Here is a 22770-nt window from a genome sequence, read left to right as displayed (position 1 = left end):
AAAATAAAGGCCGTCTGAAATTCAGACGGCCTTTATCCCCCAAAAGATAGCCAGTCCACCACCTTTGCTATATCATTCAACTATACAGAAACCAAGGAAAACACCATGTACGAAGTCAACCGCAGCGTCTTCCTGCTCATCCCCCTCGATCCTTTTTGGAACTGGCTGAAATCCCTGCCCGGCAATCACCTAGACGGCCTAACGCTTGAAGATATCCAAGCCGATGCCAATTCCTACCTCGTTCGCCCGTGCGAAACCGCCGACGAAGTATGGGACGAAATCGAAGCGCGCTTTGAAGACATTTTTGCTGCTGAATTGGCCGACTGGTGCGAAGACGAAAGCGAATGGCCGGATTTGGACGCCGACATTTTCAACGAATGGTTCGACATCCAACTCTCCACCGTGATTACCGACCTCGAACACGAACCAATCGCACGCGAAGAGTTCCAACCCATCAATCTCAACTGATGAAACTGACCGTCCGCAACTACCACCTCGACGGCTACGGCCACGTCAACAATGCGCGCTATCTCGAATTTCTCGAAGAAGCACGCTGGACGTTTTTTCAAGAGCATGACCTTCTGTCCGAACTCGAAGGCATCATGCTCGTTGTTGCACGCGTCGATATCCGCTATCGCCGCCCGTCGCTTGAAGGCGATGTTTTAACCTTCACAGGCCGTCTGAAAGACATCGGCACACGCCACATCATCCTCAGCCAAACCGCAACCCTGCCCAACGGCAAAGCTGCCATCGAAGCCGAAGTTACCCTTATGCCCGTCAGCAGCGAAAGCGGCCACAGCATCAGCGTTCCCCAAACCTTAGCATACGCAATTCAAAACCTCGAATCATGAAAAAAATACTCACACTCCTTGTCATTGCCACGATTGGCGCGCTTCTTACCTTCGTCCTTATCCCCAGCAACAAAGCCGCCCCTGATTTCGCCCTGCCCGACCTGCAAGGCAAAACCATTACCAACGCCGATTTGAAAGACAAAGTTACCCTCATTAACTTCTGGTTTCCCTCCTGCCCCGGCTGCGTGAGCGAGATGCCTAAAATCATCAAAACCGCCCAAGACTATCAAGGCAAAAATTTCCAAGTCCTCGGCATTGCCCAGCCCATCGATCCTATCGAAAGCGTCCATCAGTACGTCAAAGAATACGGCCTTCCCTTCACCGTCATGTACGATGCCGACAAAACTGCCGCAAAAGCCTTTGGTACACAGGTTTACCCGACTTCCGTCCTGATCGACAAAAACGGCAACATCCTTAAAACCTACGTTGGCGAACCCAATTTCACCCAACTCTACCAAGAAATCGACCAAGCCCTCGCCCAATAAATCCAAGGCCGTCTGAAACCATATTTCAGACGGCCTAAAACCGAAATATCCTTTATAATAAGCAACATTTTATCCGTTCAGATACCAAGCTCCTCTATTAACAAAGGCCGTCTGAAACAACCGAATACCCATAAGAGAACATCATGAAATTTATCGACGAAGCAAAAATCGAAGTCGCCGCAGGCAAAGGCGGTAATGGCGCAACCAGTTTCCGCCGCGAAAAATTCGTACCCCGCGGCGGCCCTGACGGCGGCGACGGCGGCAAAGGCGGCAGCGTTTGGGCAGAAGCCGACGAAAACACCAACACCCTCGTCGAATACCGCTTCGTCAAACGCTACCAAGCCAAAAACGGCGAAAAAGGCCACGGCTCCGACCGCTATGGCGCAGGTGCGGACGACATCGTCCTCAAAATGCCCGTCGGCACCCTTATCCGCGACCTCGATACAGACGAAATCGTTGCCGACCTCACTCACCACGGCCAGCGCGTCTGCCTCGCCAAAGGCGGCAAAGGCGGCTTGGGCAACATCCACTTCAAATCCTCCGTCAACCGCGCGCCCAAACAATCCACGCCCGGCGAAGAAGGCGAAACCCGTTCCCTGCAACTCGAGCTTAAAGTCCTCGCCGACGTCGGCTTGTTAGGCATGCCCAACGCCGGTAAATCCACCCTGATTACCGCCGTATCCGCCGCACGCCCCAAAATCGCCAACTACCCCTTTACCACCCTGCATCCGAATTTAGGCGTCGTGCGCATCGACGAAAACCACAGCTTTGTCATGGCCGATATCCCCGGCCTGATTGAAGGCGCGGCAGAAGGTGCAGGCCTCGGCCACCGCTTTCTCAAACACCTATCGCGCACCGGCCTGCTGTTGCACGTCGTCGATTTGGCGCCCTTCGACGAAACCGTCAACCCTGCTGAAGAAGCCCTAGCCATCATCAACGAATTGCGCAAATACGATGAAGAACTTTACGGCAAACCGCGCTGGCTGGTGCTGAACAAACTCGACATGCTCGACGAAGAAGAAGCCCAAGCACGCACCGCCTCCTTCCTCGAAGCCATCGGCTGGGATTACCCCAAACCAGACGACCGCTTCCAATTCGACATGGAAACCCCGCGCCTCTTCCAAATCAGCGCCCTGACCCATCAAGGCACACAGGAATTGGTACACCAAATCAACCAATACCTAACCGAGAAAAAACGCATCGAAACTGAAAAAGCCGAAGCGGAGCAGGCTGCGGCAAAAGCCGAAATTGCCGAGCAGCAGCCTAAAACGGATACAGGCGTATTTAAGCCGGAGTAAAAAATTTCAGACGGCCTTTTTAATAAAATGGAGAGTCGCATGTCTTCCAACTCTTTTTCTTTACAAGAAAACGATATTATTAAACGTTCAGAATTACATGACCAATACGGTGGCAATAGACAAAGTGGCATTGCTGCTTCGGCAAAAACGCCCAATATCTTCCTCTTTACTCACCCAGAAAAAGGCGAAGACCACGGCTATTATGATCGCTGGGATGAGAAGGGAACCACCCTGTTTTATTGTGGCGAAGGACAACGTGGTGATCAGCGTATGATCAATGGGAATAAAGCTCTCTTGGAACATAAACAGACAGGAAAAGCCATCCGTGTTTTTGCTAATGACACACTAAATGCTCATGTCCGATACATCGGTGAATTTACATTAGATGAGCATCAGCCTTATATAGTTAAAAAAGCACATGCAACTAATAATGGCCCAGAACGAAACGTATTTGAATTTTGCTTGCACAAAAAATCCAAATAATTTACCCCAGTTTATACAAATTTTGAAAATTCCATGACCACCATCTACAACACCCTTACCCGTCAAAAAGAACCCTTTGCCCCCATCGACCCTAAAAACGTGCGTATGTACGTTTGCGGCATGACCGTTTACGACTATTGCCACTTAGGCCATGCCCGTGTGATGGTTGTGTTCGACATGATTGCCCGCTGGCTGCGCAAGTGCGGTTATCCGCTCACTTATGTGCGCAATATTACCGACATCGACGACAAAATCATTGCCCGTGCGGCTGAAAACGGCGAAACCATCGGCGAGCTGACCGCGCGTTTCATTCAGGCCATGCATGAAGATGCAGATGCTTTGGGTGTGTTGCGTCCCGACATCGAGCCAAAGGCAACGGAAAATATCCCGCAAATGATTGCCATGATTGAAACCTTGATTCAAAACGGCAAGGCATATCCTGCCGCAAATGGCGACGTTTATTACGCCGTGCGAGAGTTTTCCGCTTACGGCCAATTATCGGGCAAATCGCTGGATGACCTGCGCGCAGGCGAACGTGTGGAAGTGGACGGTTTCAAACGCGATCCGCTTGATTTTGTATTGTGGAAAGCGGCCAAAGCAGGCGAACCTGCATGGGAAAGCCCTTGGGGTAACGGCCGTCCGGGTTGGCATATTGAATGCTCTGCCATGAGTGAAAACCTGTTCGGCGATACTTTCGATATCCACGGCGGCGGTGCGGACTTGCAGTTCCCGCACCACGAAAACGAAATCGCCCAAAGTGTCGGCGCGACAGGACATACCTGCGGCCACGACCACGCGCAAACCCACCACGGTCGAAGCATCTCCAGCCACGTCAAATACTGGCTGCACAACGGCTTTATCCGCGTGGACGGCGAAAAAATGTCCAAATCGCTGGGCAACTTCTTCACCATCCGCGAAGTGTTGAAACAATACGATCCCGAAGTCGTGCGTTTCTTCATCCTGCGCGCCCACTACCGCAGCCCGTTGAACTACTCCGACGCGCATTTAGACGACGCAAAAGGCGCGCTGACCCGTCTGTACACCACGTTGAAAAACACACCAGCGGCTGAGTTTGATTTATCTGAAAACGCCAATGACTACACCCGCCGCTTCTACGCCGCCATGAACGACGATTTCGGTACGGTCGAAGCGGTTGCCGTGTTGTTTGAGCTGGCAGGCGAAGTGAACAAAACCAATGATGCGCACCTCGCCGGCTGCCTGAAAGCTTTGGGTGGCATCATCGGCCTGCTGCAACGTGATCCGACCGAGTTTCTGCAAGGCGGCGCGGTTTCAGACGGCCTGTCCAACGAGGAAATCGACGATTTGATCGCCCGCCGCAAACAGGCACGTGCGGATAAAAACTGGGCGGAATCCGACCGTATCCGCGACCTTCTGAACGAACACAAAATCATTCTGGAAGACAACGCCGGCGGTACGACTTGGCGCCGCGGTTGATTTTATGGCATAGATAAAAGGCCGTCTGAAACTGTTTTCAGACGGCCTTTTTAATTTTGTTATTTCAAAAAGGGCGCAAACATCGCGCCCTTTGTTTAACACATCATTTCACTTATGCGCCAAATACTTTCAGACGGCCTTCGATTGGTTGGAAGGCTTTTTCACCGGCTGAAGCCGCGATACCGCCAATCACCATTTGCGCACGCAACAACCAGCTTTCCGGCAAGTTCCATTCTTTGGCAATGGCCGCATCAGGCAGTGGATTGTAGTGTTGTAGATTGGCGCCGATACCGGCAGCCGCCAATGTTGTCCACACAGCATATTGAACCATGGCATTTGCCTGATCCGCCCAGATCGGGAAGTTGGCCGCATAAGATGGGAACTGCTCTTGCAAGCCTTTGACAACATCTTGATCTTCAAAGAACAAAACTGTCGCCGCGCCTGCTTTAAACAAGTTCAGTTTTTGCGCAGTGGCTTCAAACTGCTCGGCAGGAACAATTGCACGCAAAGCTTCTTCAACAAAATGCCACACTTTGGCATGTTCTTCGCCAAACAATACGACCACTCGGGCAGATTGCGAATTGAAAGAAGACGGCGTATGCAAAACGGCGTGTTCGATGATTTTGGTTACTTCCTCATTGGACAGAGGCAGGGTGTTGCTCAATGCATAGATAGAACGACGGGTTTCAGCAGCTTGTTGCAAAACAGAATAAGTCATGATCTTTTCCTTAAATTAATCTTTATCTTTACCAAAAGCGTTATCCAAAGCCCACGCTCCGCCACCGACTACTGCCAGATACAGGAACACGAAGCAGAACAAAACGGCAGATTCGCCATGGTTGGCCAATGGGAACAAAACATTACCAGAAGACGCGTGGGCCATAAAGTAGGCGGCTGCCATCTGACCGGACAAAACAAACGCGGCCGGACGCGTAAACAGGCCCAATATCAATAAGATACCACCGACAATTTCCAAAACACCGGCCACCAGCATCAAGCCTTCGGGCGCACCGCCCATAGACATCGGAAAACTGAAAAACTTGGCCGTACCATGCAGCAAAAACAGATACGCCGCAACAATACGCAAGACAGACAATACAACAGGTTGGAATGATTTGAGGGCTGACATCTTAATAATCCTTATTTTAATGGCTACCTGAAGAGGTATGGAGCAATTTCAATAAGTGCAGTATAGATAATTCCCAGTAAGAGATATATACTCGAATTATTGATACAACGTTTCCTAATAAGAAATAATGGATACCCTATTTAGCCTAAAAGTTTTCCGCCAAGTTGTTCAAAGCGGCAGCTTTACCCGTGCCGCCGATCAGCTCGATATCTCCACCGCCATGGCCAGCAAACACGTCAGCCATCTGGAAAACACCATTCAAGCCAAGCTCTTACACCGCAACAGCCGCAACCTTCATCTGACCGAAGCAGGCGAAGAATACTACCGCCAGTGCAGCTACGCGCTGGATACCTTGGACACCGCTGCCCAAAAAGCGGCAGGCGGTACCGACACGCCGCAAGGTATGTTGCGCGTTACCATGCCCCTATGGTTTGCAGGTGGCAATATGAGCGCATGGCTAGCAGAATACCGCCAGCGTTATCCCAAAGTCACGCTTGACCTCGTCCTCGACAACCGCCATATCGACCTCATTGCCGAAGGTTTCGACCTCGCCTTACGCGTTTCCAAAACCCCCTCCCCTTCGCTGATCGTCAAACCGCTGGCCAAAATCGAGTTCGTCCTGCTTGCCGCTCCCGACTATCTGGCCCGACACGGCACACCCGATACGCCCGAAGCCGTCATGCAGCATCAAGCCATCCTGCCTTCCTATACCAGTCAACAAAACTGGGAGATTACCCACCGCATTACCGGAGAAAAAGCCATTCTCCATCTCTCCCCGGTTATCCGCAGCGACAACACACTGATGATACGCGAGCTGATTAAAGCAGGCGCAGGCATAGGCTATCAGCCCCTTTGGGCAGTTCAGCAGGAATTGAAGGATGGTACATTGATCCAACTTCTGCCCGATTACACCATCTGGACAGACCAACTGAACGCCACCTATGTCGACAGGGCATTTCTCAGTGCGAAAGTACGCAGCTTTATCGACTTTCTCAATGAAAAAATATCGGAAAGATAAACATCAAGGCCGTCTGAAACACTTTTCAGACGGCCTTTAATCAAAGCAACAATCCAATCAATAATTGGTCGAGCAGAACTGTTCGCGTTTGTCCGCATCGGCGGCATAGCATGTCAAACCCATGCCTGACGCATTACTGTTGTTCGCTTTCGCACCCGGTTTCTTGTTCACCAAAACCTTACCGTTTTTTCCGATTTCCACGGTTACGCCTTTGCCGTTTTTCAGCTTCCATTTCAACACTTGCGCATCGGCACTTTGGCACTTACTGACCGTACAGCCGCCTTCTGTCGCAACATTGCCGTTTTTATAAATCACGCACTGCTGCTGGCTGTCGGTACAGGCTGCATACGCAGCAACGGAGAAACAGGAAATCAGCACGGCAAACAAAACAGGTTTCATGGTTTGAACTCCTAAGGTTGTGATGATGGGTTTGTGATATTTGGAACTATACGCTTGTTTGCATGTGCCTACTACAAAATGTATCGTTAACATTCAATGGGCGCATCAGTATATCCATTCCACTAATTATCTAATTCGCCTCATACGATAAAGGCCGTCTGAACATCACTTTTCAGACGGCCTTCAATTGGTTTTCTACCTTACCGCTTCAACTTCGCAAACGCATCCGCCATTGCCGAATTGGTTGGGGCGCGGTCGTTGCGTTGGGGTTTGCGGTCGCGGCGTTCTTGATGTCGGGTTTCAGACGGCCTGTTGCCTTTGACTGTGCCGCCCGGTTCGTCATCCAAACGCATGGTGAGTGCAATGCGTTTACGCGCAGCATCGACTTCCAGCACTTTCACTTTCACCACATCTCCGGCTTTCACGACTTCGCGCGGGTCTTGAACAAATTTATTGGACAGGGCGGAGATGTGCACCAAACCGTCTTGATGGACGCCGATATCCACGAACGCGCCGAAGTTGGCGACGTTGGAGACCACGCCTTCAAGTATCATGCCGACTTGCAAGTCGCTGATTTCGTGGATGCCTTCGGCGAATGAGGCCGTCTGAAACTCGCCGCGCGGGTCGCGACCGGGTTTTTCAAGCTCGGACAGGATGTCCAGAATGGTCGGCAGGCCGAAGCGTTCGTCGGTGAAGTCGGAGGCTTTGATTTGCTTCACGCGCTCGCGGTTGCCGATGAGTTCGGCGGCGGTAATGCCTTGTTGCGCCAGCATTTTGGCGACAACAGGATAGGCTTCGGGGTGGACGGCGCTCGCGTCCAACGGCTCTTTGCCACCGTTAATCCGCAAAAAGCCTGCCGCCTGCTCGAAGGTTTTTTCGCCCAAACGCGGTACTTTCAGCAATTTTTTGCGGCTGTCGAACGCGCCGTTTTCATCGCGGTAGGCGACGATGTTTTGGGCAAGGGTTTGATTTAAGCCGGAAATTCGCGCCAAGAGCGGGGCGGAGGCGGTGTTCACGTCCACGCCGACGGCGTTCACGCAGTCTTCGACCACCGCGTCCAGCGATTTGGCGAGCTGGCTTTGGTTCACGTCGTGCTGATACTGCCCCACGCCGATGGATTTGGGGTCGATTTTGACCAACTCGGCGAGCGGGTCTTGCAGCCTGCGGGCGATGGACACCGCGCCGCGCAGGGAAACGTCCAAGTCGGGGAACTCGCGCGCCGCCAGTTCGGACGCGGAATAAATCGACGCGCCGGCTTCGGAAACGACGATTTTGTGCAGCCCCATTTCCGGCATTCCGCCCACCAGTTCGCCCGCGATTTTGTCGGTTTCGCGGCTGGCGGTGCCGTTGCCGATGGCGATAAGTTTCACGCCGTGTTGTTTAATCAGGCGCGACAACGTTGCCAACATATTGTTTTCTTGATGCAAATAGACGATGACGGTATCCAACAGCTTGCCCGTGTCGTCCACTACGGCGCATTTCACGCCGTTGCGGTAGCCGGGGTCGAGACCCAGCGTGGTCAGCCGTCCGGCGGGCGCGGCGAGCAGCAAGTCTTTGAGATTGCGGGCGAACACGGTAATCGCGTCGGTGTCGGCGGCTTCTTTCAGACGGCCTAGGGCTTCAAGTTCCAACGACAAAAAGATTTTTGCGCGCCAAGTCAGGCGCACGGTATCACGCAGCCATTTGTGGCCGTCTGAAACCTTGAAACGGCGGGCGATGATTTGCTCGTATTCGCTTCGCTGCGTAATCGGCGTGTCGTCGGGCTGGTATTTGAGCGCGATGTTCAAAATGCCTTCGTTGCGGCCGCGCAAAACCGCCAGCGCGCGGTGGCTGGGCATGGTGCGGACGGGTTCGCGGTGGTTGAAATAATCACTGAATTTTTCGCCTTCGGTTTCTTTGCCTTCAACGACTTGCGCGTGGATTTCGGCTTCGTTCCACAACTTATCGCGCAGCGTGCCGATGAGTTCTGCGTCTTCGGCAAACTGCTCCATCAGAATCGCGCGCGCGCCGTCCAACGCGGCTTTTACGTCAGGGACGTTTTCGTTCAGGTAGTCCTGTGCGGCGGCTTCAACATCCTGCGGCTGCTCAGCAAGCAACACGTCCGCCAGCGGCTGCAAACCGTGTTCGCGTGCGATTTGCGCTTTGGTGCGGCGTTTGGGTTTGTAGGGCAGATACAGGTCTTCCAGCGCGGTTTTGTTGTCGACGGCTTCAATTTGCGCCCTGAGGTCGTCTGAAAGCTTGCCTTGCTCTTCAATGCTTTTTAAAACAACGGTTTTGCGCTCTTCCAATTCGCGCAGATATTGCAACCGCTCGGCAAGCTGGCGCAGCTGCGTATCATCTAGCCCGCCTGTAGCTTCTTTACGGTAACGCGCGATAAAAGGTACGGTTGCGCCATCATCTAAAAGCTCAATCGCAGCATTGATTTGCGCGGCAGTGGCGGAGAGTTCTTGGGAGAGGATTTGAGTAATGTTCATCAATAGAATTCCAACGGACAGGCCGTCTGAAATTTCAGACGGCCTGATTTAAAAAACAATCGCTTTAAGGCAGCGAATTATAATATTCGTAGGCTTTGTCCATATCTTCAAACTGGTGCATATGCCCTTTTTCCAGCACCATCGCATTATCGCAATATTGCTTCATGGCGCTGTGGCTGTGCGACACCAAAATGATGGAACGGTCTTTGCGCTTTTCAAACAACTCGTACTTACATTTATCGGCAAAGCGCGAGTCGCCAACCGCAATCACTTCGTCAATCAGATAGCAATCAAACTCTACCGCCAACGACAAAGCAAATGCCAAACGCGCCTTCATACCTGAAGAATAACGCTTAACCGGCTCGTAAAGATATTGCCCTAGCTCGGAAAACTCTTCGGTAAAGTTCTTCACATAATCGATATCGACATTGTAAATCCGGCAGATGAAACGCAAATTGTCCATACCGGTCAGGCTGCCTTGAAACGCACCGGAGAATGCCAAAGGCCAAGAAATACTCATCGTCCGCTTGATTTCACCCGTGGTCGGCGGCTCAACGCCACTGATCAAACGGATGAGCGTCGATTTACCTGCACCGTTGCGGCCGAGAATACCGATTTTCTCGCCCTTCTCCATTTTGAAGTTGATATCGTGCAAGACTGTCCGCCAACCTTGGCGGGTCAGATAGCGTTTGGAAACGTGTTCAACTGAAATCATTGCGGCTCAACCCCTTTGCTGAATCTCGCCACCATCGCCAAACCAAGCAGCAGCAAAACTAAATTACACAACAAAATATACCAAGGATTTTCGTAAGTCGTAACGCTGTTACCAAAATATCCGGCACGGAACATTTCTGTACCATGCACCATCGGAAGCATCAGCACATAGTGTTGCAACTGCTGAGGCAGGTTGTGTACGAAGAAAAACACGCCGGACAAAGGCATCATCACAAAACTGATGGTACTCCAAACTTTGCCAAACGGCTCAAAGTGAAACGCCACCGAACAGATGACCAGCCCCAATCCAACGGCAAACATTGCCATCAAAAGCCAAGCCAACAACATATAGAAAATATCTGCCGGTACATCAATCCAGCCGATGACGACCAATGCAGCCATAATCACAACCTGCGCAATGGTGGCACCGGCAATCTCCAACAACATACGCGCAAAAATGGTATCTAAAACACGTACATTTCGGTGATACAGCAGGCTTGTGTTGGCCGCAATCGAACCGATGGCGCGATTAGAGGCATTACGCCACATCATCATCATCGGATAGCCTGTCAGCGTGAAAGCCACGATATTCAAAGCCGACACGTTGTGCATGCGGAAAAACTTCCACATCAACACCATAACCAAAGTCAGCAGCAAAGGTTCGACAAATAACCACAAAAAACCAATGTTATTACGACCGTAGCGAGTAATAATTTCACGCATTAAGAGCGCGCCGATTACCCTTTTTTGGATAAGCAGCGACTCCAAAAACGATGTTTTATGTAGCTCTTTCATCAGTTTTTATGCTCACGGATACTTGCAGACAGCAACACGGCAATGCCATAGACAATCAAACCGATGACAAACGTTGCCACAATGTTGTACAGACGGTTTGGTTCATGCGCCAAGTCAGGTTTGTTCGGCTGGGAAATCACTTCCAAATACAATTGCTGACGATCTGCTTCCGCTTTCGCACTTTCCAAAGAAGTCATCGCTGCAGCCAATTGTTTCTCAGCCAATTCGTTTTCCAAATACACGCGCTGATATTCCGCCGCCTGATTGGACAACGAACCCTCGCCACCGCCGGAAATCGCTTTCATTTGTTGCGAGATTTCTTTACGCAAGCTCTTTTCACGCGCAATCAAACCTGGAATTTGCGGGTTTTCAGGCGTAACGGCTTTTACCTGGTCAAGCTGAGTTTGAATGACAATCAACTCGTCCTGCAATTTGGATACCAAACCCATTTGCACATCGGATTGCGCCTTCAAGTCAAAAATACCGTTGGACACACGGAATTTTGTCAATTGAGCCGAAGCTTCTTTAACTTTCTCTTCAGCCGAATTGACCACTTCCTGAGCATAACGAATCGTATCCTGACGCGCACGTTCGTTCAGCTGGTTGATCAATACCTCACCCTGTTTGAGCAAAGCATCATTGATCTTTTGAGATTCACCGGCATTGAAAGATGTAACGCTCAAATTAGAAATGCCTGAGACAGAGTCAAAATGGATGGATACCTTATCGCGGTAGTATTGATAAAACGCTTCATCCTCGCCACGCAGGCCAAAACCATTAAAACGGCTGAAAATGTCGCCTTCTTTTTCATAAAAATCACGAACGGGCATTTTCTTACGCAACGCGTCCAAAGCCGAACGCGACTGCATATATTCCTGCACGGTATAAATATCGTCTTGCGCACGAGAGAAACCAGACCCCTGCAAAATAGCGCCCAAGCCGTTCAAAGACGATTGGCTTTTAGGAGAACGCACCACAAAGCTGGACTGGGATGTGAACTGATCAGAAGCAAATAGTCCGTAATACACACCGGAACACAAAGTCGGCACGATAACCGTTACCCAAAGCAACGGATTAATCTTACGCAACCAAGACTTTTTGGCCTTTTTCTTTTCGGGAGCCGGTTGTTCCGGTTTCACATCCACATTTGCAGAAACTTGCTCAGACATTATTTTCCCCATCAGTTCACTAAATTATTAATACTGTTCGCACCGCTAACCACAGGCGAGAACACAAATGACAAGAACTTGCGTACTTCGGCCATCGGTGCATTCGATACGTACACCACGTCCTTATCCTTCACAGGGAAACGCTGCATCCAAAACATAGAATTCGCATCTGCCAGGTTCAAACGGTAGACCACAGGAATCTCCGCACGATCGCCATAACCCTTTTCAACCCATTTAGATTGTTTCTCAGGAGGCAGCTCGGACAAAGGCGCATAACGGAATACAAATACGCCGCGCGCATCTGCACTATAATCCTGCAGACCGCCCATACGTCCCACAGCCTCAGCCAAAGATAAGCCCTTCACAGAGAAACCAATCTGCTGCGTATGACCGACCGCACCCATAGACGTAAACGTGCTTGGATTAGTAATCATTGTGACTACATCACCGCGGCGCAACAAAATATTTTGACGCGGATGCGCCACCAAGTCTTCCAAAGCAATCGTTCTGACAACATTGCCACGTGTCAGCTGTACGTTCGTATCCTGAACATTCGCAGTCGAACCGCCCACGGCAGCCACCGCATCCAACACACGCTCGCCTGCAGCCGTCAAAGGCATACGCACACTGTTACCCGCGCGGATAACCGATACATTCGCCGCATTGTTTTGCACCATGCGCACCATTACCTGCGGCTGGTTTGCCATTTTTTTCAGACGGCCTTTAATAATGTTTTGCACCTGAACCGGTGTTTTACCAAGGACAGACACATCGCCAATAAACGGCACAGAAATCGTACCTGCAGAGCTGACCATCTGTTCAGGCAGCTTCGTTTGCTGCGCATTACCCGAACCGGTAGACGACAGAGCCCCACCGAACAACACAGCCGGAGGAGCTTCCCAAATCGTAATGTCCAGCACATCGCCTATATTGATAGCCCCTATTGATGATGTACCATCGCCCAACTGAGCAAATGACTGATTAACTTGCGCTTGATATAGTGACTGAGCCACCGCACCATTCACATCAATCAATTCCACCTCCGGCACTTCGGCCGTAGCCGGCTGTTGCCCCAAAGCAACAACATTTCGCGTACTCGGACCAGAATTAGGAAGAGAAGAGCATGCGGCCAACAGGCTGACACACAACAATAACATGCCCCTGCGGGTAAGACATTCTGCTTTCAACATTGATTAAATCTCACTATACTTTTAATTAAGCACGACCATTATAACACCTGATGAAATATTAGGCCGTCTGAAAACCTGACATAAGTATCAAAAACATCACATTACAGTGAATACCGTCATGAGAAAACTTAAAAAACTGATTCGACAACCAGGTGTATTCTTCCGCGACTATCTCAACAAAAGATACCCTGTCCGCAACGCCGAACAGCGTACAACAGAGTCTGACGAACCGGTCATTATCGACAACACCCTGTATTTAGCCGAACTTGAAAATAGTATCAACCTTCCCCCTATTAAAGTTGATGTCGTTTTCACATGGGTAAATAACCAAGATTCCGAATGGCAGCAACGTCGGCGCCAATATAGCCCTACTGCCGAACAAAACGCACTCCACAATAATGACGAAGCCCGTTTCAGCAACCACAACGAACTTTACTATTCACTTCACAGCGTGCGCACCTTCCTGCCGTGGGTAAACCATATCTACATCATTACCGACAACCAACGCCCCGACTGGCTCAATCCTGCCGACTATCCCAACGTCAGCATAATAGATCACAGTCAAATCATTGACTCGCAATACCTGCCCACCTTCAATTCGCATGTAATCGAAGCACACCTGCACAACATTCCCAATCTAAATGAACACTTCATCTATTTTAACGATGATGTATTTGTTGCCCGACCATTACCGAAGGAACATTTTTTTCACGCCAACGGCATTGCCTCTCTTTTTATTGCAGACAAAAGCCTAAAACAAATGTCCGAAAGAGGAACTGACACACCCACTCTTTCCGCCTCAAAAAACTGCATCGCACTATTACAACAGCACTACGACTGCCACATCGACCGTCCGTTAGTACACACCTATATCCCACTAAATAAAAGCAGCTTTCAATTTGCTTGGCAGCACTACCGAACTGAGATTGAAGCCTTTTTATCCAACCGTTTCCGTTCTAACCACGATCTCAATCTTGCCACCTTCCTCGTACCTTGGCTGATGTTTTTAAACAGGAAATCTACAGTAGGTAATGAAATATGTTATTATTTTAATATCCGCTCCAACAAAGCGCCTGCCCAATATATCAAGCTCTTGGAAAATAAAAAAAATGGGCGGCAGCCACACTCTTTTTGTGCCAACGATTTTCACAGCCAGCAACAGATTGAAAACTACCAGGACAAACTGATTCAAATGCTGGAAAATTACTTCAAAACCAAATAAAAATAAAAGGTCAAAAAAATGAACAATAAAAAATTTCGGAAGCTCTTACGAGACCCTAAACTCTTTTTCCGCGACATGTACGCCAAACGCGTAATGAAACTCAAAAAATACCTTCCCTTAAAATACGAAGGTAATAATCAATTTACAATCGTTTCAGCTGTTTATAACGTCGAAAAATACCTTGATGAATACTTTGACAGTATTGTCAAACAAAGCTTGAATTTCAAAAAACACATTCAAATCATTCTAGTAGATGATGGGTCGACCGACCATTCGGCAGAAATCATCAAACGATGGCAAGCCAAGTTTCCCCAAAATATCCATTATTTTTACAAAGAAAATGGCGGCCAGGCCTCGGCACGCAATCTGGGTTTACAACATACACAAACTGAATGGGTAGTATTTACGGACCCTGACGATTATCTTCACCCTGACTACTTCAAATCAGTAGATACTCAAATTAGCCAACATCCGTCGGCAGTAACCGTAGCTACTAACATGAAGTTTTTCTTTGAAAATCAAAATATCATTAAAGACAGTCATCCTCTAAGATTCCGTTTTAACAAAACCCACGTTATTGATGTTGCTAAGCTCGATAAATTTATCAATATGTCTGCTGCCTCAACCTTTTTCAGAGTCAGCCATATTAAAAAACAGAATTTGGTGTTTAACCACAATGTTAAGCCAAACTTTGAAGATGGCAAATTTATTGCAGACTATTTATTAGATTTGCAGGACGCAAAAGCTGTGTTTGACAGAGATGCCGTCTATTTCTATCGCAAACGTGAAAGTGGCACATCCACTTTAGATACTTCTTGGCAAAAAGTAGAAAAGTTTTCTAATGTTTTTGAGTATGGCTTCTTGCCTATGCTTCAAAACTATAAAAACCGCTTAGGGCATGTACCCTCCTCAATACAAAAAACCGCATTATATGATATGGCTTGGTATATCCAACAATTGCTTAATAGACCTGAACGTCTAGATTTGTTGGATACCAAACAAAAATCACATTTTTATGATCTAATGCAGCAGGTTTTTAATTATATTGATCAAAAAAATATTATGGAATTTGGCTTAGCGGGAGTATGGCTATTCCATAAAGTTGGTATGCTTGGAATGTTCAAACAGAGCGAGCCTCCATTCCAAATCGCCTATATTGAAAACATCGATCGTGAACGCAAACAGTTCCTTATCAGCTATTTTACCTATTTTGACCAGCCATATTCTGTGCAAGCCGATGGGCGTGATCTTATTCCTGTCTATGCAAAAAGCGTGGTCAATAAGCTAAATGAACAATTATTTGTTTACGAAAAACGTTTATGGGTTCCCTATGGTGATGTTGTAGACAACGCCAAAATTAATATTCTACTTAACAAAAAAGCAATGCGAATTTCAATTAAAGGTAAAACCTTTATGCACGGCATCGCATTAAATGAACTTATCGGTTTATTTACGCCGTCTGAAAAATACCTTTCAGACGGCAGCTGGCTTTTAATGGATAGGGAAACTAAAGCTGACGACAACGCTGAGCATTTTTATCGTTATATGATGCAGAACCACCCTGAACAAACTTGCTATTTCGTACTCAACAAAACTGCCCCAGACTGGAGCCGTCTCGAACAAGAAGGCTTCAAACTTGTAGAATTCGGCGGTAGTGAATATGAACGACATTTGCGTAAAGCTGAAAAAATCATTTCCAGTCATTTGGAAAAACACATCAACAATTATTTTGGGGATTTATACGAACACAGCAAAAAATTTGTCTTTCTTCAGCACGGAGTAACCAAAGACAATCTTTCTGCATGGACAAATAGCAAACAAAACCTACACTGTTTCATTACCACTACTGAGCCAGAAAGTCGCTCGATTAAGGCTGACTTCAATACCTACAAGCTGACCGAAAAAGAAGTAGCACTAACTGGATTTCCACGCTACGACTCCTTACTATCAAAAAATAAGCCCGACAGTCGCAAGATCCTGATTATGCCAACTTGGCGCAATAACATTGTCGGTCAAAATATCGGTACAGGTAGCAATACTCGTACGCTCAACAGTGCTTTTATGGAAACTGACTATGCCCGTTACTGGCAGGCTCTGCTTCACGACCAGCGCCTGAAGGAAATGGTAGAAACCTACGGCTACGAAGTAATTTTTGCACCACACCCAAATATCGAGCCCTATTTGGAAGTAATGAATGTCCCTACCTATATAAAAATCTGGAGTGGACTGCGTGAAACTGAAAGTATTCAAAATCTTTTCGGACGTTGCGCCGTATTGATTACCGACTACTCATCAGTAGCATTTGACATGGCCTATCTGAATAAGGCAATTATTTACTATCAATTTGATAAAGAAGCCTTTTTCTCTGGTACACACACCTATCAAAAAGGCTATTTCTCTTACGAAACTGACGGATTTGGCCCTATTACCATCAATCAGCATGAAACGCTGACTGAATTAGAAAACATTTTAAAATCAGGACATGCCAAACCCGAATATCTTGCTCGCATCCGCGATACTTTCCCCTTCCAGGAAGGTGGCAACTGCGAACGTGTGTATCAAGCTATTACTGCTCTTGACCATGCCGAAACCGCTGACAATCTGCCGATTTTAATCAATATGATTGAGCAAGCAGACAATCATCAGGTATGGGACTTAGCTGCAAGCCGTATCCAAACTCTACTTGATACAGGCCGTCTGAATGCGGAAGAAACAGCTGATTATCGCCATCGTTATCTGAACGCTTTATTTGAGAGCAAACAGTTTGATACTTTGCAAAACCTGTTACCTAATTATCCCGATACCGCAGGTTACTGGCATGCAAAAATGGACTTATATATCGGTAATGCCGTTAAAGGGGCGGAATTTTTTGCTGAAAACGAGCATATAGGAACGCAAAATGATTTACTTATCGCATTACTTGCAGCCTCGTTTCATCAAGCAAAAAGGCCGTCTGAAAAACTGTTTGCCCGGATAGGTACAGACTTACCCGACTCATATCAACCTTTGTTAGCCGTAGCACAAAAACTATCGGAGCAGAATTATTTTGTAGCATTGGCTTTACTGAAAACGTATATTGATAGCTTGGACGATCGTGAAAAAGGCTATCTCAAACCCGAGCTATTGGCTTCTTACCTCTGCATGAAACTTGGTAACTTACAAGGCGCGCATCAGTTTTTGGTTGCTTTTGAAAACCATACTCAGAATGATCCAAGTTGCCGTATCGCGATTGCAAGACTGGCAAAATTACGCGGTGATTCTGAAAAACTATTTACCCAGCTTAACCGTGCCTTTGAAGAAAATCTGCTCTTAATTCCTGAAGATTTAACAGTCGATTATCTGAAAAAAATGTACGCTACCGGCAACACTGACGGCGAAGGATATCTATTGGCTCAACTGCGCCAAAAATATCCTGAGAATCCGTCTTTGGCCTTGTATGAAGCTGAAAAACTTGCCCAAAACCAAGATTGGGAGTCTGTCACCAAAATATTGGCTGATTTTGCACAAACCTCACCGGAAACGATGTATCTTTATACAACTGCTTTATGCCGTCTGAAAAACCATCAAGCAGCACAACGTTATTTTGACAGTCTCTCTCTACAAGACACAGCAGCATATTGGAAACTGGCAGCTGAAATAGCCGAAGCTAAAGGTGACAAGGTATTACAGGCTGAGTGTCTGAAAAAACAATTGGCTTGTTTAGAGTAATCTCTGTCTTATCTTAAAAAAGGCCGTCTGAAAACTTTTATGTTTTCAGACGGCCTTTACTAGTTAGATGTACTAATCAAGTTCTACTGTTGAATTGATATAGGTGACATGATTCATTTCTGCCAAATCCTTACCTTCATCTATATCTGTATATAAAACATTATTGCGTTCCCAAAATACATCTTTGCGTATGACTTTAGCCGGCACGCCTGCAATAACGCAGTTATTAGGAAAATGTTTTTTCACTACCGAAAATGCACCAACAATACTACCGCTACCAATCTTTGTACCACCCCAAATTGTTGCGCCATAGGCTACCCACACTCTGTCTCCAATGGTAACGTCTTTAGAAACATTTAAACGTTTGCCAGTATGAACATCATAAATCGGGTGTGCATCATCAGTACGGATTTGATTATTAGTGGCAAACATACAATCTTCACCAATGGACAAGGTTGTATGTTCGGCAACAGTAATATAAACCGGATTGGTACTGGTAGTTTTACTGCCGATGTTAATCGTACAGCCTACTCCCAAACACCATTGGCCTTGCATAGAAACATTTTCTCCAATATAGACTTTGCTGTCCTTGCCCAAAAATTCCAAAAATACATTACGCAAGTTTGCATTAGGGTGGATAACAACTTCATTCCCACCTCCTCCTAGAAATTGGAAATGACAGTTTCGCAGATTATCAGGTGCAGTAATTTTATTTCCGGAGGTGTCGATATAATTACCTGACATCACCTCTTTTTTGCGGCTGTTAACTACTGGCCGTTCAGAAAAATATTGTTCCGCACGCTCGGCCAATTTGATAAAGACCGCACAGGTTTGGGCAAAATCCAAAGTACTGACATCATAAATGTATACATTATCCCCATCCTGCTTAGATAAGCTGAAGTTTGGAAACATTTCTCCGATATTATCTATCTCACTTTTATTACGATAAAACAGGAAAATCTTCTGCCAATCTAAATTTAAGCTGACAGAAAATGGTGTTTCACGGTCAGATTTGAAATTGCAGTACACATTCTGCTGATAATAAATATCAACAGACGTATTTTTTAATTTGATATTTTTAAGAATTTCTTGCTGAAATTCTTCAGCCGTTTTATCTACCATTACATTCCCCAAACATGATAAATATGGTTCAAATATTAAAAAAATAGACAGTAAATTTTAAACTTACTGTCTATTTACTTCGCATTTAGTTCAGATTAATGTCCGAATCAGTAATATGGATGTCCAACAGCAAATTATTGATAATGGTATTGGACAAGAATACTGTGTTGCCTGAAAAATCTATGTGCTTTTGAATTTTTTCAAAGTCAAACTCACATAATACAACTGTAGGCAATGCTTCTTTCAGCTCTTTAATATCCGGATAAAACTCTGATACTTTAGCCGATGAAATGACCACTTGATTTTCAAGGTTATGATCAATTACATCTGGTAGCTTTTTGAAAGTCTCCAAAATCGGCGTACGGATAGAATGCAGATACAATGGATCTTTGCCACCATAGTATTTATGATTGCCCAAAAATGGGTCGATTGCAAAGGTTTTGTACCCACCAATTAAGCCGTGATATACCGCTCCTGTACCGCCTGATGATGCACCGCAAATGACTACGTTTTTCTTATCTACGCCATAAATATTCATCAGGCTCTTAATGAAACGCTGGATATTGTCTTCGATATTTTCATCAAACTTTGTATTCAACCCGTGACTGCCAAACGCGTCTGATACATCAGCCATACGGATGATGTAAGTATTTGGCATAATGCTGTTGCTGATAAATGGAAATGGGTGGCTATAATAACGGTCAACCATATTCTCATTACTCTTATTGGTATAAGAGAACAACACCAATAGGTTTTTCTTGTTGGCACTCAATACTTTCGGTGCTTCAACAGTATAAATGACATTTTCCAACTCATGGAAAGAGTCTGGGAAATAAGCCAAAAGATCTTTATAACTGTGCTTGTTCACGCGACGGAACACACTTACACCCATTTTGTGTTCAACAGCTAAAAAGCCTCTATTATTTAGCTCATAAACATAATCACTTAGACCATGATTCCGAGCATAGCTTAGGAAAAACTCATTACTGTCGCCTTTAACACCAATGTATTCAACTTCCGGCTTATCCAAGTACTCGGCTAAATTAATGCCCTTATTTTTTTCAACATTCAGGATGTAGCATAATTCGCTGCCAAGATAAATGGAAGTGACTTCTAAAATCTCACTAAATTTATCCTCGATTTTTGCCCAATCGGTTTCAGCAAATTTAAAAGACAATACTGTCTTTTCTTGATTAACCGATTGTGGGTAACTTCCATAAATTTCTGAAATATATTTCAGAAATTTATGGAAGCCGGAAATCTTAGAAATTTTGCTCTTATTACGCTCAATAAAGTTAAAGGTTTGTCCTACTGCCGTATAACTGACGCTGACAAAATAGTCGTTCAACAGAAAATCAAACACTATACTTTGATTGTTATAAATCCAAGCGTTAACCTTTTGAGGATCAATCTTGGCTTTTCGTAAGATGTTTTGCTGAATTTGATATAAATCCATTTTATAAACCCTGCTGATATTTTTCCAACAATGCTTTTTTGTCGGTTTTGTGGTTGGTGCTGACTGGAATTTCATCAATGTGAATAAATTCAGACGGCATCATGTAAGACGGTAAATTTTGTACTAATGCGTCTTTGATCGCCTGAGTATCTGCACTTTGCTTGGCTGTATAGAAACACACCAAACGCAATACTGCGCCTGTGTTGCGTTTCAAAGCCACTACTGCCACATTATCAAAGGCAAATTCCTTAAGGTTAAGGATTTTTTCTTCAATTTCTGAAAGTTCGATACGGTAGCCATTGAGCTTAATCTGCTCGTCTTTACGGCCTTGTACATAGAACAATCCATTTTTTTCAAAACCGTAGTCACCTGTTTTATAAGTACGGTTATCTGCACTGTGTACTACCAAGCGTTTAGCATTTTCAGTTTCGTTGTTCAGATAGCCACGCATCACATGGTTACCGCTAATCCAAATCTCTTCGTCAACAATCTCTAATTTGGAATTAAGCACGGCAACGCCTACAGGCAACTCTTCTTCTGCCGCCAGCATATCAGGTGTAATATCAACGTAAGTTGTTGCTACAGTAGCTTCAGTCGGACCATAGGTATTGATAACACGGACACCGGGAAATTTTTGAAAAATCATATTTACTACTGGTTTGCCAAGTTTTTCGCCGCAGAACAAAAATTCTTTCAAACTCGGTAAAGTAGCTTGACTACATTTAGGGTTAAGCAGCTGCTGCATGGCAAAAGAAGGCGTGGAAACCCAGGTAGTAATTTGTTGTTTGGCCAAAAAATCAATCCAGGTGGCAGGATTAGAAATAGCATCACGACTGTTCATGACAATGCAACCGCCGTAAGCCAAGTTGCCAAAGATTTCGTACATTGACAAATCAAACGCAAACGGAGCCTGATTCATGAATACATTAGGTGCGGCTAAATTAAGCTGCTCTTTCATCCATTTCATCAGGTTAAACACGGCTTCACGACCGATTTGCACACCCTTAGGTGCGCCGGTTGTTCCTGAAGTAAACATGATGTAAGCCAAATCTTTTTCAGCCAGCTCTACTTCTTCGTCAGTCTGCTTTTCAAAAGTTTGCGTTGCCGAACGGTATACAAAGCGTGCTTTCGACAGTTGGCAGATATTGTTCAGACGGCTTTCAGGATAAATACTATCCACCGGAATAAAAGGGATTTTGTTTAATAAGCAGGCATAAATTGCCACTGCAAAATCAATTTCTTTATGGCCGTGCAACACCAGAGGAATGTTTTTGGTAATATCTGCTATGCTTTTGTAAGCCTCGATAAATGCGGCTATTTTTACGCGCAACTCTTCCCAAGAACATTCTTGAGTATCATTAACTAACGCTTTTCCCGAAGTTTGGCTGAAACGGTATTCCAAAAAATCATCAAGATTTTGGAATTCATTTAATTGTTTCATGATTTAGCCTTTGTAATTATTTTCAACATATTGAATGATATTGGCTGAGTTTGCCAAAATATCAACCAGTTGCTCAAACGGCAAATCAACATCAAATTTTTGTTTGATGGCCATAACCAAATCCATTGCGCTCACAGAATCAATAAGTCCTGTAGACAACAATTCTTCATTTGCTGACACTTGTTTTTGTGCAACTTGTGAAATCAACGCCAAAACTTCGTTAGATACTGACATGGTAAGATCCTTTTATTAAAATTGAAATGATAACGCTTTGCACTCTGTGCATAACACTGTGATTATCCCATATTTTTTTACTTTTCAGGTAACTAAATATACAATATCCAAATAAAGCAATCCCTCT

The 22770-nt window shown here is 46.1% G+C and carries 21 protein-coding genes; 9 read left to right on the top strand and 12 right to left on the bottom strand.

Annotated features, from left to right (window positions below):
* Positions 1-105: 105 nt before the first annotated feature.
* The 6 genes from ACTHSA_RS05420 to cysS all read left to right on the top strand — a co-directional run bounded on the left by ACTHSA_RS05420 (position 106) and on the right by cysS (position 4572).
* Complete coding sequence (locus ACTHSA_RS05420) at positions 106-468, top strand: hypothetical protein (RefSeq protein WP_003681812.1); 363 nt, start codon at positions 106-108, stop codon at positions 466-468.
* Positions 468-851 carry an acyl-CoA thioesterase gene (locus tag ACTHSA_RS05415; RefSeq protein WP_440367783.1) on the top strand — a complete coding sequence of 128 codons (384 nt, stop codon included), beginning with the start codon at positions 468-470 and terminating at the stop codon, positions 849-851. Before ACTHSA_RS05420 ends, ACTHSA_RS05415 begins: the two co-directional genes overlap by 1 nt.
* On the top strand, positions 848-1336 hold the full coding sequence (locus ACTHSA_RS05410; RefSeq protein WP_101755758.1) for a peroxiredoxin family protein: 489 nt from the start codon (positions 848-850) through the stop codon (positions 1334-1336). Before ACTHSA_RS05415 ends, ACTHSA_RS05410 begins: the two co-directional genes overlap by 4 nt.
* Before the next feature lie 143 nt (positions 1337-1479).
* Positions 1480-2634, top strand: a complete 1155-nt coding sequence (gene obgE / locus ACTHSA_RS05405; protein WP_108699895.1) for a GTPase ObgE — start codon at positions 1480-1482, stop codon at positions 2632-2634.
* Positions 2635-2673: 39 nt separating this feature from the next.
* Positions 2674-3117, top strand: a complete 444-nt coding sequence (locus ACTHSA_RS05400) for a YDG/SRA domain-containing protein (protein WP_070624954.1) — start codon at positions 2674-2676, stop codon at positions 3115-3117.
* A gap of 33 nt (positions 3118-3150) precedes the next feature.
* Entirely contained in the window at positions 3151-4572 is a 1422-nt protein-coding gene (gene cysS, locus ACTHSA_RS05395; protein WP_070624952.1) for a cysteine--tRNA ligase, read from the top strand.
* A gap of 112 nt (positions 4573-4684) precedes the next feature.
* Here the strand turns inward: cysS and ACTHSA_RS05390 are convergent, their stop codons facing one another.
* Positions 4685-5290: a nitroreductase family protein gene (locus tag ACTHSA_RS05390; RefSeq protein ID WP_049335801.1), complete on the bottom strand. Its 606-nt coding sequence runs from the start codon at positions 5288-5290 to the stop codon at positions 4685-4687.
* A 15-nt stretch (positions 5291-5305) separates the two neighbouring features.
* A complete protein-coding gene (locus ACTHSA_RS05385; RefSeq protein ID WP_049335799.1) occupies positions 5306-5701 on the bottom strand; it encodes a DoxX family protein in 396 nt (131 codons plus the stop codon).
* A 127-nt stretch (positions 5702-5828) separates the two neighbouring features.
* Here ACTHSA_RS05385 and ACTHSA_RS05380 point away from each other — a divergent pair, with 127 nt between their 5' ends.
* Entirely contained in the window at positions 5829-6719 is an 891-nt protein-coding gene (locus tag ACTHSA_RS05380) for a LysR family transcriptional regulator (RefSeq protein WP_049335797.1), read from the top strand.
* 57 nt (positions 6720-6776) lie between these two features.
* On the opposite strand, the gene ACTHSA_RS05375 is transcribed toward ACTHSA_RS05380, so the two are convergent.
* The 6 genes from ACTHSA_RS05375 to ACTHSA_RS05350 form a co-directional block, all read right to left on the bottom strand.
* Positions 6777-7118 carry a hypothetical protein gene (locus ACTHSA_RS05375; RefSeq protein ID WP_049335795.1) on the bottom strand — a complete coding sequence of 114 codons (342 nt, stop codon included), beginning with the start codon at positions 7116-7118 and terminating at the stop codon, positions 6777-6779.
* 200 nt (positions 7119-7318) lie between these two features.
* Complete coding sequence (locus tag ACTHSA_RS05370) at positions 7319-9592, bottom strand: Tex family protein (RefSeq protein ID WP_049335794.1); 2274 nt, start codon at positions 9590-9592, stop codon at positions 7319-7321.
* Between the two features lie 64 nt (positions 9593-9656).
* Entirely contained in the window at positions 9657-10307 is a 651-nt protein-coding gene (locus ACTHSA_RS05365) for an ABC transporter ATP-binding protein (protein ID WP_036492188.1), read from the bottom strand.
* The gene (locus ACTHSA_RS05360) at positions 10304-11101 is read right to left on the bottom strand and encodes an ABC transporter permease (protein ID WP_004519071.1); all 798 of its coding nucleotides are present in this window, start codon (positions 11099-11101) and stop codon (positions 10304-10306) included. The genes ACTHSA_RS05365 and ACTHSA_RS05360 overlap by 4 nt, the downstream gene beginning before the upstream one ends.
* Positions 11101-12270, bottom strand: coding sequence for a capsule biosynthesis protein (locus ACTHSA_RS05355; protein ID WP_036492193.1), 1170 nt, complete (start codon positions 12268-12270; stop codon positions 11101-11103). Before ACTHSA_RS05355 ends, ACTHSA_RS05360 begins: the two co-directional genes overlap by 1 nt.
* An 11-nt stretch (positions 12271-12281) precedes the next feature.
* Positions 12282-13460: a polysaccharide biosynthesis/export family protein gene (locus ACTHSA_RS05350; protein WP_070624950.1), complete on the bottom strand. Its 1179-nt coding sequence runs from the start codon at positions 13458-13460 to the stop codon at positions 12282-12284.
* Positions 13461-13578: 118 nt separating this feature from the next.
* On the opposite strand from ACTHSA_RS05350, the gene ACTHSA_RS05345 reads away from it, so the two are divergent.
* A complete protein-coding gene (locus tag ACTHSA_RS05345) occupies positions 13579-14682 on the top strand; it encodes a Stealth CR1 domain-containing protein (RefSeq protein WP_070624948.1) in 1104 nt (367 codons plus the stop codon).
* 18 nt (positions 14683-14700) lie between these two features.
* Positions 14701-18390: a CDP-glycerol glycerophosphotransferase family protein gene (locus ACTHSA_RS05340; RefSeq protein WP_070624946.1), complete on the top strand. Its 3690-nt coding sequence runs from the start codon at positions 14701-14703 to the stop codon at positions 18388-18390.
* Positions 18391-18462: 72 nt separating this feature from the next.
* On the opposite strand, the gene ACTHSA_RS05335 is transcribed toward ACTHSA_RS05340, so the two are convergent.
* From ACTHSA_RS05335 to ACTHSA_RS05320, 4 genes are all read right to left on the bottom strand, one after another.
* Entirely contained in the window at positions 18463-19512 is a 1050-nt protein-coding gene (locus ACTHSA_RS05335) for an acyltransferase (protein WP_004519076.1), read from the bottom strand.
* Positions 19513-19597: 85 nt separating this feature from the next.
* Positions 19598-20968 carry an XcbB/CpsF family capsular polysaccharide biosynthesis protein gene (locus tag ACTHSA_RS05330; protein ID WP_004519077.1) on the bottom strand — a complete coding sequence of 457 codons (1371 nt, stop codon included), beginning with the start codon at positions 20966-20968 and terminating at the stop codon, positions 19598-19600.
* Between the two features lies 1 nt (position 20969).
* On the bottom strand, positions 20970-22409 hold the full coding sequence (locus ACTHSA_RS05325) for an AMP-binding protein (RefSeq protein WP_004519078.1): 1440 nt from the start codon (positions 22407-22409) through the stop codon (positions 20970-20972).
* 3 nt (positions 22410-22412) lie between these two features.
* Positions 22413-22643, bottom strand: a complete 231-nt coding sequence (locus tag ACTHSA_RS05320) for an acyl carrier protein (protein WP_003747973.1) — start codon at positions 22641-22643, stop codon at positions 22413-22415.
* Between the last annotated feature and the right edge of the window lie 127 nt (positions 22644-22770).

The sequence above is a fragment of the Neisseria sp. P0008.S002 genome, assembly GCF_051962805.1.
In the GTDB taxonomy this organism is placed as follows: Bacteria; Pseudomonadota; Gammaproteobacteria; order Burkholderiales; family Neisseriaceae; genus Neisseria; species Neisseria perflava.
This window is presented reverse-complemented; position numbering and strand designations above follow the sequence as displayed.

What these genes read in the sequence shown, in the direction of transcription:
- ACTHSA_RS05420 (WP_003681812.1), top strand. Translation starts at nt 106, where the DNA reads ATGTACGAAGTCAACCGCAGCGTCTTCCTGCTCATCCCCCTCGATCCT.
- ACTHSA_RS05415 (WP_440367783.1), top strand. Translation starts at nt 468, where the DNA reads ATGAAACTGACCGTCCGCAACTACCACCTCGACGGCTACGGCCACGTC.
- ACTHSA_RS05410 (WP_101755758.1), top strand. Translation starts at nt 848, where the DNA reads ATGAAAAAAATACTCACACTCCTTGTCATTGCCACGATTGGCGCGCTT.
- obgE (WP_108699895.1), top strand. Translation starts at nt 1,480, where the DNA reads ATGAAATTTATCGACGAAGCAAAAATCGAAGTCGCCGCAGGCAAAGGC.
- ACTHSA_RS05400 (WP_070624954.1), top strand. Translation starts at nt 2,674, where the DNA reads ATGTCTTCCAACTCTTTTTCTTTACAAGAAAACGATATTATTAAACGT.
- cysS (WP_070624952.1), top strand. Translation starts at nt 3,151, where the DNA reads ATGACCACCATCTACAACACCCTTACCCGTCAAAAAGAACCCTTTGCC.
- ACTHSA_RS05390 (WP_049335801.1), bottom strand. Translation starts at nt 5,290, where the DNA reads ATGACTTATTCTGTTTTGCAACAAGCTGCTGAAACCCGTCGTTCTATC.
- ACTHSA_RS05385 (WP_049335799.1), bottom strand. Translation starts at nt 5,701, where the DNA reads ATGTCAGCCCTCAAATCATTCCAACCTGTTGTATTGTCTGTCTTGCGT.
- ACTHSA_RS05380 (WP_049335797.1), top strand. Translation starts at nt 5,829, where the DNA reads ATGGATACCCTATTTAGCCTAAAAGTTTTCCGCCAAGTTGTTCAAAGC.
- ACTHSA_RS05375 (WP_049335795.1), bottom strand. Translation starts at nt 7,118, where the DNA reads ATGAAACCTGTTTTGTTTGCCGTGCTGATTTCCTGTTTCTCCGTTGCT.
- ACTHSA_RS05370 (WP_049335794.1), bottom strand. Translation starts at nt 9,592, where the DNA reads ATGAACATTACTCAAATCCTCTCCCAAGAACTCTCCGCCACTGCCGCG.
- ACTHSA_RS05365 (WP_036492188.1), bottom strand. Translation starts at nt 10,307, where the DNA reads ATGATTTCAGTTGAACACGTTTCCAAACGCTATCTGACCCGCCAAGGT.
- ACTHSA_RS05360 (WP_004519071.1), bottom strand. Translation starts at nt 11,101, where the DNA reads ATGAAAGAGCTACATAAAACATCGTTTTTGGAGTCGCTGCTTATCCAA.
- ACTHSA_RS05355 (WP_036492193.1), bottom strand. Translation starts at nt 12,270, where the DNA reads ATGTCTGAGCAAGTTTCTGCAAATGTGGATGTGAAACCGGAACAACCG.
- ACTHSA_RS05350 (WP_070624950.1), bottom strand. Translation starts at nt 13,460, where the DNA reads ATGTTGAAAGCAGAATGTCTTACCCGCAGGGGCATGTTATTGTTGTGT.
- ACTHSA_RS05345 (WP_070624948.1), top strand. Translation starts at nt 13,579, where the DNA reads ATGAGAAAACTTAAAAAACTGATTCGACAACCAGGTGTATTCTTCCGC.
- ACTHSA_RS05340 (WP_070624946.1), top strand. Translation starts at nt 14,701, where the DNA reads ATGAACAATAAAAAATTTCGGAAGCTCTTACGAGACCCTAAACTCTTT.
- ACTHSA_RS05335 (WP_004519076.1), bottom strand. Translation starts at nt 19,512, where the DNA reads ATGGTAGATAAAACGGCTGAAGAATTTCAGCAAGAAATTCTTAAAAAT.
- ACTHSA_RS05330 (WP_004519077.1), bottom strand. Translation starts at nt 20,968, where the DNA reads ATGGATTTATATCAAATTCAGCAAAACATCTTACGAAAAGCCAAGATT.
- ACTHSA_RS05325 (WP_004519078.1), bottom strand. Translation starts at nt 22,409, where the DNA reads ATGAAACAATTAAATGAATTCCAAAATCTTGATGATTTTTTGGAATAC.
- ACTHSA_RS05320 (WP_003747973.1), bottom strand. Translation starts at nt 22,643, where the DNA reads ATGTCAGTATCTAACGAAGTTTTGGCGTTGATTTCACAAGTTGCACAA.